This is a genomic window from Microcoleus sp. B5-D4 (assembly GCF_036705145.1).
Classification (GTDB): domain Bacteria; phylum Cyanobacteriota; class Cyanobacteriia; order Cyanobacteriales; family Microcoleaceae; genus Microcoleus.
Genome location: NZ_JAUBTV010000083.1, coordinates 1 through 14,193, shown reverse-complemented (window position 1 = coordinate 14,193; position 14,193 = coordinate 1). Strand labels below are relative to the sequence as shown.

General features: G+C 46.4%; 12 protein-coding genes. 10 read left to right on the top strand and 2 right to left on the bottom strand.

Annotation, left to right across the window (positions count from 1 at the left end; all coding sequences use genetic code 11):
• Positions 1-2: 2 nt before the first annotated feature.
• On the bottom strand, positions 3-3,416 hold the full coding sequence (locus QUB10_RS27475) for a pPIWI_RE_Z domain-containing protein (RefSeq protein ID WP_333206360.1): 3,414 nt from the start codon (positions 3,414-3,416) through the stop codon (positions 3-5).
• Positions 3,406-4,920: a restriction endonuclease-related protein gene (locus QUB10_RS27470; RefSeq protein WP_333206359.1), complete on the bottom strand. Its 1,515-nt coding sequence runs from the start codon at positions 4,918-4,920 to the stop codon at positions 3,406-3,408. The genes QUB10_RS27475 and QUB10_RS27470 overlap by 11 nt, the downstream gene beginning before the upstream one ends.
• Positions 4,921-5,266: 346 nt before the next feature.
• Here QUB10_RS27470 and nadA point away from each other — a divergent pair, with 346 nt between their 5' ends.
• The 10 genes from nadA to QUB10_RS27420 all read left to right on the top strand — a co-directional run bounded on the left by nadA (position 5,267) and on the right by QUB10_RS27420 (position 14,114).
• Complete coding sequence (gene nadA, locus QUB10_RS27465; RefSeq protein ID WP_333157251.1) at positions 5,267-6,235, top strand: quinolinate synthase NadA; 969 nt, start codon at positions 5,267-5,269, stop codon at positions 6,233-6,235.
• Positions 6,236-6,412: 177 nt separating this feature from the next.
• The gene (locus QUB10_RS27460; RefSeq protein ID WP_333206358.1) at positions 6,413-7,030 is read left to right on the top strand and encodes a TIGR04282 family arsenosugar biosynthesis glycosyltransferase; all 618 of its coding nucleotides are present in this window, start codon (positions 6,413-6,415) and stop codon (positions 7,028-7,030) included.
• A gap of 414 nt (positions 7,031-7,444) precedes the next feature.
• Positions 7,445-8,161: a TIGR04283 family arsenosugar biosynthesis glycosyltransferase gene (locus QUB10_RS27455; RefSeq protein ID WP_333206357.1), complete on the top strand. Its 717-nt coding sequence runs from the start codon at positions 7,445-7,447 to the stop codon at positions 8,159-8,161.
• A gap of 114 nt (positions 8,162-8,275) precedes the next feature.
• Positions 8,276-8,785 (top strand): photosystem I reaction center protein subunit XI, encoded by a 510-nt coding sequence (locus QUB10_RS27450; RefSeq protein WP_333042100.1) that lies wholly within the window; start codon positions 8,276-8,278, stop codon positions 8,783-8,785.
• A 57-nt stretch (positions 8,786-8,842) separates the two neighbouring features.
• Entirely contained in the window at positions 8,843-8,959 is a 117-nt protein-coding gene (locus QUB10_RS27445) for a photosystem I reaction center subunit VIII (RefSeq protein WP_333042098.1), read from the top strand.
• A gap of 337 nt (positions 8,960-9,296) precedes the next feature.
• Positions 9,297-9,851, top strand: coding sequence for a hypothetical protein (locus tag QUB10_RS27440; RefSeq protein WP_333206355.1), 555 nt, complete (start codon positions 9,297-9,299; stop codon positions 9,849-9,851).
• Between the two features lie 137 nt (positions 9,852-9,988).
• The gene (locus tag QUB10_RS27435; protein ID WP_333206354.1) at positions 9,989-10,876 is read left to right on the top strand and encodes a hypothetical protein; all 888 of its coding nucleotides are present in this window, start codon (positions 9,989-9,991) and stop codon (positions 10,874-10,876) included.
• A gap of 183 nt (positions 10,877-11,059) precedes the next feature.
• The gene (locus QUB10_RS27430; protein WP_333206353.1) at positions 11,060-11,632 is read left to right on the top strand and encodes a DUF2996 domain-containing protein; all 573 of its coding nucleotides are present in this window, start codon (positions 11,060-11,062) and stop codon (positions 11,630-11,632) included.
• Between the two features lie 441 nt (positions 11,633-12,073).
• Positions 12,074-12,817, top strand: a complete 744-nt coding sequence (locus tag QUB10_RS27425) for a sigma-70 family RNA polymerase sigma factor (RefSeq protein ID WP_333206352.1) — start codon at positions 12,074-12,076, stop codon at positions 12,815-12,817.
• A gap of 103 nt (positions 12,818-12,920) precedes the next feature.
• Positions 12,921-14,114, top strand: coding sequence for a transposase (locus tag QUB10_RS27420; RefSeq protein ID WP_333206351.1), 1,194 nt, complete (start codon positions 12,921-12,923; stop codon positions 14,112-14,114).
• Positions 14,115-14,193 lie beyond the last annotated feature (79 nt).

Here is a 14,193-nt window from a genome sequence, read left to right as displayed (position 1 = left end):
GGTTACATCTCCAATAAAGGTGAAAAATCATCAAAATCGTCTTCTTCCTCTGTCAAACCTTCTGAATTCCGTAAACTTGGCGGGTAAACTACGCCATCAATGCGCCGCAGGGGATCGAGAAATGCACCGTAAAGTTCTTGATAAATTTCTCGAATCACTGGATCGGGATGCTTGAGGCATTCTTCTAAAATAATTCGCATCTGAACAAGCATACTGTCCCGCCCGGAGTCTGGTTTATCTTCAGTGGATTTAATAGCCCAAGCTGCATCGACAAAGTAAACTTGTACCGGACACCCATTTCGCATCCCGCGCCCGATAGTTTGCAAAATTCCCACCATCTGATTTGCCGTAAACGGTTTAAATAAATCTTCACCCAAACGGCTAGCCATGAGAGGTTCGCGCAACAGCCGGTTCGCCGTTTTCCAGAGTTGTTTTCTCGACTTTTTCCAAGCATTAGAAATTGCTGGCAAGTGTTCTGCTTCAGTAAAAACTCGACTGTCAAATTCTTGGGTAGCTTTTCCGGCTAGGCTGTACAACAGTTGCGTATCGTCAGTCGTGGGATGGGGACGGGTGAGGAAATAAATTGTACCAATAGCTGCATCGAGTTTCCTGATGCCTTTAGTGAAAACAATATTCACACCTCTACCGATTGCCAACATTGGAAAAATGATAATATCGCAAGTTTCATCATCTCCTAAAGCCTCGCACTGGGCAGTGGTAACGAAATCAGTTGGTTGCTCTCCGTGTTTGAGGAGATTAACAACTGCTTTGGTTCGTTTGCCGATTTCTGGATGGTAATCGTTGATAAATTTCTTAATGGTGCGAGCTTGTTCGTAGCTGTTAACAATTAAGGCCGCTTTGCGGTAAATACCCTTTTGCAGGTCAAAGTTGCGGATGGATTTGTAAATTTCAGATTTCTGGTTTCCTCCGCGTACCAGCGCGTCTACCATTTTTTCTAAATTGCGATCGCGCAGTTCGCCTGCACCGCTATATCGGAGAGGTTCATCGCGCGATTCGCGATCGGGCAGCCATTTGAAGCGGTAAAAGCTCTTTTTGGGCTCCCGTTCTGTTTGGCGCGGTTTGAGCAGATAATCCGGCCCAGAGTTAATGTGATAAGCAGGACTTGCTTCGAGAAATGAGGTAGCTGAAGTCATTAAAACTGCCAGCCCCGACCGTTCGCCATCTGCCTCAAATAACTGATGAAAACGGTGCATTAACATCCGAGGCGCGCCCACAAAAATAATATAAGACAGTTCCACATTTTGGGCTTGACTTCGAGTAGTTTGTGCCGATTGGAAACTGTATTTTACCCCAGAAAAAGACCCTAAAATATTCTCAGGAATCAGTTGTCGCAGTTCCGGTGTTGCCGTTGATTCGACAATCGGTTCCCGAATCAGTCCTTCTGCTACCATTGTTCTAGTTTGCGGTACGATCCGCTGATAGCCTAAAATCACGAAAGTAACGCAAACAAGTAAGGTAATCGTATCCTGAGCTTCGCCTGATGCAGTGCCATCCTTAAAACACAAAGGCAAAAACAATTCGGCAATTTTTTTGACTATTTTATCGCGCCGTTCGATCAGATTCTCCGCTAAATAACGACGAAAATAAAGAATTTGAGTTTCCCATTGCTGTTTGAGCGTGTCGGCGTTTATTCCCAGCCTTTGAGCGCACAGATCCATGTTTAGCCGATCGTGCGGTTCAATGCCAGTGCGATCGTAAAAAGCATGGTAAGCAGCCGTTTCCCAGAATTCTTTCAAGGCTCGACTTTTGCTAAATCCCTGTTTGACTTCCTCTTCGTCAAGGCGATCGCGTTTAGAAGTTTTCTCAAAGCCATCCAACAAATCGCTGACTATTCTCAGAACGGTTAATAACTGATTCTCATAGCGTTTGCCGACTGGCGATGAGGGCATATTTTGAACGGCAGTAATTAATGATGTGTTGTGATTGCCAAATTCTGCTAGATCGCGGCTATAAAGTTCTACATCTCGATCGAACAATCGATAATTTTCGCCACGAGCAAAACGATTGTGAATTTGTTCTTGAATGACTAAATGGATAGAATCGGCGGCACCAGAAAGCTTTAAAGTTGCAGCACCGTAAGCATCCAGATTTGATTGCACCATATCTGCTTCGTCAAAAACTACGACATCGAATGTCCGGGCAATTAATTCAAAATAACGAATGCGATCGCGAATGGCATGGGGTGGAACTTCAGTATCCATTGAAAGAACGTGGCCGACCCAAATATCCGCATCTAGCAAATCGCGGGGTGCTTTGTTGCGGCCGCACATCGTCCAAACCGGACAAAGATACTTTTTCATCTGCCCTTTTTTGCCACCGCTTTGTAAAATTTCCTGGCAGGGTGCATAACCAAATCCCCACATCGAAGTATCAGCACTTGAAAAAGCTGGCAAGACGCAATTTAAGCCAAAAGTTTCTGCCTGTTCCAAACTATAGCCAAAGCCGCCATTTCCCCCTGATGCTGCGATCGCCTCGGCAATATTGTTAGCGTGTCGGCGGCGAGTTCCATCGCTTTGACCGACTAGCATTCCCACTTTAATTTCGTGAAATGCTAGTTCTGCCATGTACTGTCTAGCAACTTCAATGGAGGGAAACACAAACATCGCTTTATAACCGCGTTTTCCCAACCATACAGCTATCAATACGAGCAAAGTTGTTTTGCCCGATCCAGGCAGTCCAATTAAGTGCTTGATGCCTTCTAATTCGATGACTGTTTCTTCCCGCAAACCCTTACCAATTTCTGGCACCTTAAGTGCAAAATGTTCAAACCGTTGTACCCAGCTCCCCCGTCTTTTTTCAGGGTGATTTGCTTCGCGTTCATCCATCTCAACTGCTAACTCGTACAGTTCCGCAAGGGGAATGCGGATTTTTGCTTTCGGGGCGCGATCGAGGGAATGAGTGCGGCGCGGCGCAAGTGGGGCTGCGATCGGCCCAATTGGCACTCTCGCGGCTGTTGTTTCTTCACCTAAAGCAACGGCCATTTGCTGGCGGGGATCGGCAAAGGTGGCGCTGTAAAATTGGTGTGCCAAAGGCTGGCCCAGAATTTGACGTGCTTGGGCAATTAAAGGGTCTTCTAGGGGGTCTGTGCGTTGAAAGTGAAGTGTTTCTAAGTTAATTTTATAGGTTCCTTGAGTTTTGTTGCGGTAGTGGCGATCGTTATAAATAGCAACGGCGTGTTTCACTGACTGTTCTGTCACGTAAGCCAGCGACATCAGGCGCATATTGAAAATGGCTTGGCGGGCTTTTGTCAACGCGGGTGCATTGATGATACTCGCCATTCCCGATATCGTTAAAGGGGCATATTCTAGGGAATTAGTCTCAATAAATTCTGCCATCAAGACACACAGCCAGCAAATGCGATCTATTCCCGTCCAGAAATCCGGTTTAATTCTCATATTTGATAGCCTTTAACAACTGTATGACTTGTGAAACAGACAGAATTTCGAGAGTAGCAGGATCGCCTTTTTTATCGAGCGCTGACTGGAAAGTAGAGAGGTAATCTGGCCGCTCCTCAATTAATTGGTCGCTGACGGCAATGATGCGGCGGCGGTAGTGCTTCAGCCCTCCGATGCCAGTGCGGTTGAGGCGCAAAGCAAGGGAGACAGGACTGGTGTATGACTTAGCATCAATGCCGATATTGCGACCGTTAATTGCTACATCGCATAGGTCTGATTCTGGGTAAAGTTCGGCATCTAGTCCGTTTTTTATGGCGGCCTTAAAAATTGCTAATTCGTCGATCGCCGGCCCAGTCCAATAGGTTAAAATTTGCGGTTGGGCAATCAGCAATCGGTCTTGGTTTGGGTCTAATTTCTCCGAAACTTTTGCTGTTGAGGAGTTGTGACCGAGGCATTGGCGAATCGGACATCGCCCATCGGGAAAAAGTTCTTTATTGGGATAGGGGCGCATCAGCGTACCGCAATACGCGCAGCGATGAGCGTGTCCGTCAATTAACCAGACATCCGGCACGCTATCAAAAAAGGTGTCAACAATCATTCCCTGTAAAGGGGTTAAATCGTTGTCACGTAAATACTCTAAGAGTTGGTGTTCTCCGATGAGCGATCGGCTGCCAAATAGCGATCGCAAAGCCGTATAAGCTTTGTGCTGGCGGCGAATTCCCAATCGTTCAGTTGCGTCGCGCAACCGTTGGTACAGGCGGTGTTCGATGATATTATCTTCGCCAAAAGTACCTTTACTGTTGGCAATTACTGCACAATCTGGGGTTGGCACTCGCAAGTCTGGATCGATGAGAATTACTTGACCAGAGTCAAAATCGGCGTGACAAAAAATATCTAATTCCCACTTATTGAGGGGATATCTAGCACGTTCCAAAACCGTATGCACGCAAGCGGCGCGATCGCTTTGTCCGGATTCGATATACAGCCTGCCCAACTTGCACATAGCCCGATAAAGTTCCGATGGCATATACCTATCGTCTTGGCGAACGATGTCTCGATTGAGAATTCTTGTGTATTGCCGCAGAATTCCCTGGGCCAGCAATATAACAGTATCTTCAGCCAGATCGATCGTGCTGGCGTGTCCTGTGGGTAATGGCAATGTCGTTGTTTGCATTTGTGGCAACCAGGTTGGGTCTTGACCATCAGCCTCGGCAAGAATTTGTTGCTCCAAAGTTGCGTCGGGGAATGAGGGTAAAACTTGAGCGATCGCGGCCAGTGTCCAGCCTTTCTTGAGCAAAAGTGCTGTTCCCAGTCCTTCTAAAATCTGCCGAAACCGAAATTCTTGACCTTTCGGCTGTGACAGGAGTTGCTTGGATCTCCACGATCGCACAGTTCTTAAGGCTGGTGGTTCCACAGATAGCCCAAGCTGCTCAATCCGTCGTTGTAGTTCTTTTGTCAGAAACTCAGCAGTTCCCTGCCACTGGCGATTGTCCTCAAAGTACATAGATGTATGGAATCAACATATTTACATCACCTGTAGATTACATTAAACGATGTAAATAAATTATGTCAATAGAGGCTACTCAAAATACTCGTGAGTAAAGGTTGTCATTTACCTGTGAATGTCTTGCGGGGTAAAGCTTTCATTCAAATTACCCCGTCTGGTAAAAACTTAGTTGAGTCCACTCTTGGAGGGAAAAATCTCCCTGCCACTGCCAGTCAGTCGGTTAACCTATCGCAAATTTGCTACCTCTAGCCCAACCAGCCGCTTACCACCATTTTTGGTGAATTCAACTATAATTCAAAATACACTTGAGTCAACCCCCCACCTTCCCCGGAATATTCTAACTGTGTTTACCACCGCACCTGCTCCGAACTTTACTCAAACCCGACTGCCCCACGACTTGTTTGCAGCAATTAACGCCCTCAAACAAGAGTTAAACGCCGTCATTCTCGCCCACTATTACCAAGACTCCGAGATTCAAGACATCGCAGACTTCATTGGCGACTCCCTAGAACTTGCCCGCAAAGCCGCCAACACCAGCGCCGATGTCATAGTTTTTGCCGGAGTTCATTTCATGGCCGAAACTGCAAAAATTCTCAATCCCGACAAATTAGTATTGTTGCCAGACTTAAATGCTGGGTGTTCCCTCGCCGACAGTTGCCCTCCCGAAGCCTTTGCAGCTTTCAAAGCCGATCGACCAGGACATTTGGTAATTTCCTACATTAATTGTACCGCCGCAATTAAGGCAATGAGCGATATAATTTGCACCAGTTCTAACGCTGTTAAAATTGTTAACCAAATTCCCGAAAATCAGCCGATAATTTTTGGACCAGACCGCAATCTCGGCCGCTACGTCATGGAACAAACCGGTAGAAACATGGAGATATGGCAAGGAGCTTGTATCGTCCACGAAAACTTCTCAGAAAAAAAGATAGTTCAACTCAAAATCGAAAATCCCGAAGCCGAAATAATTGCCCACCCAGAATGCGAACCTCCCGTGCTGCGCCACGCCAATTACATCGGCTCCACCACCGCTTTGCTCAAATATTCTCAAGCTAGTTCCAGCCAAGCTTTTATTGTCGCGACTGAACCGGGAATCATTCACCAAATGCAAAAGCAAGCTCCGTACAAACGCTTTATTCCCGCTCCTCCCAACAATAATAGTTGTGCTTGCAACGAATGCCCGCACATGAGATTAAATACCTTGGAAAAATTGTATCTAGCTATGAAAAATCAAACCCCTGAAATTACCATGCCCCTAAATATTCAACTAGCAGCCTTGCAGCCCATCCAACGAATGCTAGAAATGAGCTAACCGCTGGCTATTTTTCAGTAAATACCTTGTATGCTGGGTTGGGCGCGAGGATTAAATTAAGCCATCGCCTAACCCACCAACATCGATCGGCAATCTGTGAATCAGTTGTCCACTCTTTCTCTTCTCTTCGTGTGCGCGTCTGCGGTTTCTGCCTTTAAAACTCATAAACAACGATAAATGATGTCCGAAAAACTGATTGTTTTCACCCGCTATCCCGAACCGGGAACAACCAAAACTCGACTTATTCCGGTGCTGGGAAAAGCAGGTGCTGCCAACCTTCACCGCTTGATGGCCCAACGAACGATCGCCTGCGCTCTCTCTCTCCAAAAATCCCGCCGATTATCGGTAGAAATTCACCGAGCCGGCGGCAGCCAACAACTGATGCAAGAGTGGCTGGGAAGTGATATTATTTGTCAAAATCAAAGAGAGGGCGATTTGGGCGCAAGAATGACAGCAGCGTTTCAAAACTCTTTTAATTCAGGGGTTGAGAAAACAGCAATTATCGGCACTGATTGTCCAGGTTTGAAAGCAGAAATCATGGCACAAGCTTTTGAGGAATTGAGCCAGCACGATTTAGTTTTGGGCCCGGCAAAAGACGGAGGTTATTATCTGATCGGGCTGCGGCGATCGATACCGGAATTATTCGGTGGCATTCACTGGGGAACCAGTGAAGTATTTGCTTGTACGCGGGCGATCGCCCAAAAGCTAGACCTCAATATTGCTTATCTTCCCACTCTTGCAGATATCGATCGACCTGAAGACCTCCTCGGTTTAGATATTAATATGTTGAAATAACTAAACTATATTTAATTTCTTTCAAGCATTAGTAATTGTCATATTTAATTAGATAAAACTACTTGATTGTGAAACCATAAGGTCATAATATAGTAAGTGTATTTGTCTAACCAAATGCTGAATCTCAGTAGCAGTTAGACAGCGCTTGGGACAATAGTCCCAGGCGCGAGAAAAAGCCAAAAATTCCCAACTAAATTAGCAACTAACAGCTCCGCTTTGTACAAAACCCGCCCCGCCAGATGAAAGCCCAATGTAGGCGCGGGCGAGGTGTAAAAAATGAGCAACTAATAGCTTGGTTTTTTACCAAACTCTCCCACCTTAAGGCAAAATGTAGGGGCGAGCCTGGGGTCAGAAATGGGCAAAATCAGCTTTGTACAAAACCCGCCCTCTCTCTCACGGGTTGCTTAAGTCTGTATGTCGCCAGAAAATCCCAATCTCAAAATTTCCATTATCATTCCAGTCTTAAACGAAGCACCTACAATAGCCTCAGTCATCTCCACCGCCCTTGAGGCCCAAAATGTCGAAATAATTGTCGCTGACGGTGGCAGCAGCGACGGTACTACAGATATAGCAAAATCTTTTGGCGTCCGAGTTATCTCCACCGCCCCAGGCCGCGCCACTCAAATGAATGCAGGTGCCGCCGCTGCTGCTGGAGATATCCTGCTGTTTCTCCACGCAGACACTCTGTTGCCTCGCGGGTACGACGATAGCGCGCGTCGGGTACTAGCTAACCCGTCTGCTGTAGCGGGGGCCTTTCAACTCCAGATTGACGCCCGCAGTCTCAGCCTCCGGCTGGTAGAAACAGGGGTAAAGTGGCGATCGAACTTTCTGCAAATGCCCTACGGCGACCAAGCTATTTTCCTCCACGCAGTTACCTTTGACCAAATCGGCGGTTTTCCCGACTTGCCCCTCATGGAAGACTTTGAATTCGTGCGCCGATTGAAAAAACAAGGTCGCATTGAAATAGTACCCCAGCCAGTCCTGACCTCCGCCCGTCGCTGGCAGCAGCTTGGGGTGATCCACACCACCGCCATTAATCAAATAGTAATCATCGCTTATTTCCTGGGAGTGTCGCCCGATCGACTCGCTTTCTGGTATAAGAGGCAAAAGAAAAATTCTTCCAAAAACTAAAGAATAGTGAACTTTTCTAAAGCTCGCCGTTAATTATGTAAATAGGAAACACCTCCCTGCGTAAAATATGACTTGAACGCCTCAACTTTTACGCACAGCGAGGAAAAAGAGAATATGGCCGATCCCAGAGATGCAGAGCTTATTAAACCCTTTAACGGCGACCCCTTCACGGGTCATCTAGCCACCCCCATCAGTGCTTCTGATTTCACAAAAGCATTTATTGGGAACTTGCCCGCCTACCGCAAAGGACTCTCGCCCCTAATTCGAGGTCTAGAAATTGGTTTGGCACACGGTTATTTCCTCGTCGGCCCCGAAATCGTCTTCGGACCCCTGCGGGATTATCCAGAAGCAGCTAATCTCGGGGGATTATATACAGCCCTCGTCTTAGTTCTGCTGGGCACACTAGGTATGTCTGCTTACGGTTTAGTCTCTTTCAAACAAGACAACACCAGCTACCCTAGCGCTAATCCCATGACCCCTGATTCCCTCAGAAATGCTGAGGGGTGGAGCCAGCTTACCGGGGGTTTCTTCATTGGTGGAATGGGTGGTGTCTTTGTTGCCTACTTCTTACTCGAAAACTTTAACGGCGTTGATGCCATTTTCCGGGGTTTAGTCAACAATTAGACTCGACTCCCAAATATCCCTGTTGGAACACACTAACTTTAGTTTGGAGAATTTGATATGACAGGTTCCTACGCTGCCTCTTTCTTGCCTTGGATTTTGATTCCCCTAATTACCTGGGTGATGCCGGTTGTGGTAATGGGTTTGTTGTTTATCTACATTGAAAGCGACGCCTGATCCTTACCCCTAAAGTAAGACCTAAGTTGGAAAGCCGAAGTAAGAGGATTGAGGAACAATTGCTGTGAAATTTCTAGATAAATCTAGGGAAAATCACCAAAAATTGTTTTGAGATTGCTGGCTATCCGAAAACTTAGTTTCTTTACCCCCATCCCCAGAATTTATCTGTGGAGCAATCTTTCAGTTTTCTTCCTTCAAAACTCGTAATTGCAAAAAAATCCTCTGCCTGCAGGTAGAGGATTTTTTTGCAAAGAAGACAAATCATCCGATCGGGGAACACCAATTGCCAAATTCTGAGCCACAATTGTTATGGAAACCTACTAATGAGGAGACAGCGATGCAATTTTCCCCCGCACGCAGAATTTTAGCTCCATTCCTGATCTCGGTACTGCTGTTAGTGACCGCCTGCGGTCAAACCCAAACCGAATCACGCTGGGACAAAGCTCAGCAGGAAAGCACCCAAAAACCTGGTAAAGCACAGCAGACAACTGCTGATAAATCAAGTGCTAGTAATCAAAACCTGCCCAAGAAGGCAGTTGCGGGCGGTAAGTTAAATAAATACTTCCCGTCTTCTGGCGGTGGATTCGATCGCGTTTTTGCTCAAGAAAAATCCGGTTTTGCTGAAGCTAAGTTGAACAAAGACGGTAAAAATGTCGCGGTGCTCTCGATTAACGACATCGCCGGCAACCCCAGCGCCGGTGCAAAATTCCAGCAAAGTACCAAGCAAATCAGCGGCTATCCCGCTGTTAATCAGGGTGCTAATATCACTGCTGTTTTAGTGGCAAATCGCTATCAGGTGAAAGTTCAATCCCGCAATCCCTCTTTTACCGCGAACGATCGCGAAGCTTGGCTGTCAAAATTTAACCTCGGCGGCCTCGCCCGCGTCAAGTAGCAATGTCTCTTGTCACACTCCGCGCCCGACTTCCGTCTGGCGCAATCATAACTAAGTCTGCAACAATGAGACTGTGAAGTTTTGCAATCTGCCAAAAGTAATACCTTTGATTTTCGTTCCAGCATAAGGAGTTTTTTGTGAGCAAAACAGTCTTTGAATTAGTCGATACACTGCCTCAAGACAACATGACTGTCAAAGCCCTCCGAGCGCTTGACTTTGTGGTTCCCGGTGAGTGGAACAATTTAGTTGGCTTTGAAAATACCATTCGCACCGTTACTGGCGAAACAGACGAAGATTTGATCCAGCAAATTGGCGAGCGGGCCATCTACCTGTACAACGATAAATCAGAGGGCTACCAGCGCGCTCTCTGGCTCTACCAAACGATCGACAGTGCCGACAAGGCTTTGGGCACTGCCGCCCTCGCTAACAAAGTCTCCCAAAATGTGCCGTTTTTGTCCATGCTCGGCAATCTCACTCCCAAGCCGGAAAAAGCTCAAACGATCGACCTTTCTCTAAAGTTAGTCACAGAGTTGCTGGCTTTTTGCCAAATTAACGGCATCCCCGGCGACAGCATCGGCGATTTTGCCGCCTCCTTGGGTGACTACGGTGGCGAATCCCTGATGCGGATGGCTGCTTTGGTTTGTTTCGATGGTTTGATTCCTCTGGGCCCGGACTTTATCATGGCAACTCAGTCTTGGATTCAGAGGCTCTCCCCGAACGATTTGCAAGATAATTCGGTCTTCAAGTCGATCGGCGGCATGATTCCAGGGGGCTCTCCCGCAGGCCAGTTGGGCTTTATCGGCGAAAGCTTTAACTCGGTTTCCGGCTGGATGAGCTCTTTTGTGAGCGATCGAGGTTTGACTCCCCAAAACGTACTCGGCCACTTGCAGAATTTTGTAGATATTTCTGCTGACAAGGTAGACTACGTGGGCGCATTCCTCGACATGACTACCAACTATTACGAACACACCGGTGTTCAAACTCTCGCCCGCCGTTTGATTGAACGAGCTGTCGCTGAGATTTAGAATAACCAAAGGAGTTGTGATATTGGCGGGCGATCGCCCTGTGAGAGTGTTTTCAGTTCAAATTTTTTTGACTAGCCATTCTCTCAGGTTGGTTTGCGATAAAATGTGTGCCCTCAAGAAAGTCGATCGCCCGCTTGCTCAAATCCCAACTCCTTACCCAATCACTTTTACCAGGAAGCGTTAATGTCAGAAGAACCGAAAAATCCTACCGCTGGCGAATCGGAAACTCCCAGTGCGTCGATCGAGAACGCCCCGAGTTCCGACACTGCCGAGACAAGCGACTTCCCCAGCACTGACAAGCCTCCAGCGGCTGCTAAAAAGCCCGCAGCCAAGGCCGAAGGCGACAAGCCCCCAGCTAAAGCTAAAAAGGAAAAAGCACCTGCTGTTGAAGACAAGCCCTTTGCGGAATTTATTCAACAAGATTATTTGCCCGCTTTGCAAACTGCTTTGACTAAGCAGGGCGTTAAGGATTTAGAGGTGAGTTTTACCAAGCAAAAATTCCCCGTTTTTGGCATGAGTTCCGCCGGGGATTGCTGGCAGGTAATTGGTAAATTCCAAGAAGGAGAGCGCCAATTTAACCTGTATTTTCCTCAAGAAAATATTCAAAGTCAAAGAGCATTTTCCTGCGCGGAAAATAAGACCAAAACCAGCACTTTAGAGCCTTTTTTGATAGATGAGCGCAAGGTAACACTAGACCTCATGGTGTTTGGCGTCGTCCAGCGGCTTAACGCTCAAAAATGGCTAAATCTTAATTAACCTGAGTTCGGGATAAGAAGAGGGGGGGACAATAACTTACTCAAAGTCAACCCCTACTCCCCTTCTTAAGGCAGGGCTGTTTCATTCTCACCAAAAACATGAATTTTGACTCTTGTAGTGCCCCCCTGCCTACCCCCGACCTAGAGGATTTGATCGGCAGATCAGACCAAGAGGGCCGGCACGGGGAGTAGGGGTAGCACGGCCCCTACCGAGAATGAAACAGCCCTGCTTCTTAAGGGGGATTTAGGGGGATCTGGACTCAGGTAAAAACGAGATTTATCACAGGCTTTCAGGCGATTGTTGACACCAACGGGATCTTGGAGTATCCCTACGGGGAAGCTCACGATAGGCGGGTGTACTTCATAAATGTGGAATCTCCTGTAAATGTAAATGGAAAGCAATAGCCATAGAACTCAAAAAATCAGGTCATCTTCTCAATCAGTGGCGGCATCAATCCTGTGGGATGAAACTGAAGATAAAAATACAATTTTTTGGGAAGAATGGCAGGCGCATCAAGATTATCTTTCCCATTGCTGCTTCAAGTGGATGAACTCAAACCCACTTGATGCCGAAGAAGTATTGAGTCAGGCAATGCTTAAAGCCTGGACAGAATGGCAAAACTATGGAAGTCAAATTAAATGTCCTAAAGCTTGGTTAACTAAAATCCTCTATAACTTCTGCATAGATTTGCATCGAAAAAGGAAACGAGATGCACTAATAATTGAAAACATAGACGAGATTAAACTTGAAGATTATCCAGCACTTTATTCTAACTTAGGATTTACTGAACCTAATATTATGAACCTAGAATGGGAGGCATATATCCACCACAAAATTGACTCCTTGCCTCCCAGAATCCGCGATACTTTTGTCTTATACCACTACCAAAATAAATCTTATCAAGATATTGCCAAGCTCTTTCTATGCTCTGAAGAAAACGTCCGCAAATGCGTGACCAAAGCCGGACGTATTCTGCGAAGGCATTTAACCAAATATCTGGCCGGTGAAGATGATACTCCTCTAAATTCTTCCTCGCCCGCCTTAAAGTTGGTAATTCCTTTGCCAGAAAAGTCTCAACCCCAATGCAATTGGGAATCACTAATTCCCCCAAAAAGCCAGGATGAAGAAATTAGCTATCAAGTCACCGTACTATGTCTGGAAACTTTACCAAGAAATTGGGTCTAAAGCCCCGTCCTTATAGGACGGCTTTAATTACAGAGACTGTGAAGATTCGTTAAAGATACAGACTTGCAAATCAAAGTTTCTGTAATAGTGGTAGACTATTGAAATGATAGTATTAGAGTTTAAGTTGAAGGGCAAAGCGGAGCAGTATCGAATCATCGACAACATGATTCGGACGGCTCAATTTGTGCGAAACAAAACTCTTAGACATTGGATAGATAATCAAGGGATTAAGCTAGTAGACCTGTACAAACAATGCGCCGTTATGGCAAAAGAGTTTGAATGGGCAGGCAAGCTTAATTCGACGGCACGTCAGGCTTCCGCCGAACGTGCCATTTTTGCTATCCAGCGTTTCTTTGCTAACTGCAAAGCTAAGAAGCCAGGAAAAAAAGGATACCCGCAGTTCAAGAAACATACTCGCTCTGTTGAGTACAAGCAGTCCGGTTGGTCGCTTTCTAGTGACAAAAGATGCCTAACATTTAAAGATGGATTTGCTGCTGGGAGATTCAAGTTAATCGGTAGTCGGGATTTGCATTTTTATGCGCCTGATGAGATTAAACGAATTAGGATTGTGCGCCGTGCCGATGGCTACCACGCCCAATTCTGTATCAACGTGGAGCGGAAAGAGGAACTTGTTCCGACTGGTAAGGTTATTGGAATAGACGTGGGATTGAACCACTTTTATACTGATAGCGACGGCGAAACAGTTCCTAATCCTCGCTACCTCCGAAAGAGTGAAAAAGCTTTGAAGAGATTGCAGAAGCGAGTTTCTCGGAAAAAGAAAGGTTCCAAGAACCGGAAAAAGGCGATCAACAAGTTAGGAAGAAAACACCGGAAAGTCAGCAGGCAGCGTAAAGACTTCGCCATAAAGACGGCGTTGTGCGCGGTAAAATCTAACGATTTTGTAGCCTACGAAGACCTTCAGGTTCGGAATATGGTTAAAAACCACAAGCTCGCTAAATCAATCAGCGATGCAGCCTGGTCACTATTTGCTCAATGGTTAGAATATTTCGGGAAAGTGTACAGCAAAACAGTCATTGCTGTTCCACCACAGTACACCTCTCAGAACTGTTCAAATTGCGGCAATCTAGTCAAGAAAACCCTGTCAACTCGAACCCATATTTGTGGTTGCGGTACGATATTGGATCGCGACCACAATGCTGCGTTGAACATTTTGGCGAAAGGGTTAAAGCAGGCAAAATTTAATTTAAATACGGCGGGGCACGCCGGAATTCACGCTGGGGGACAGACCGATCTCTACTCGCTGGTGGTGACATCAACAAGCAAATCGACTGGATGATCCAAGGTGCGATTCGTTTTGGAGAAACCTAGAAATGGGGGGATTCCAGGCTTCAGTAGAGTAACCCACTAGGGTAGAG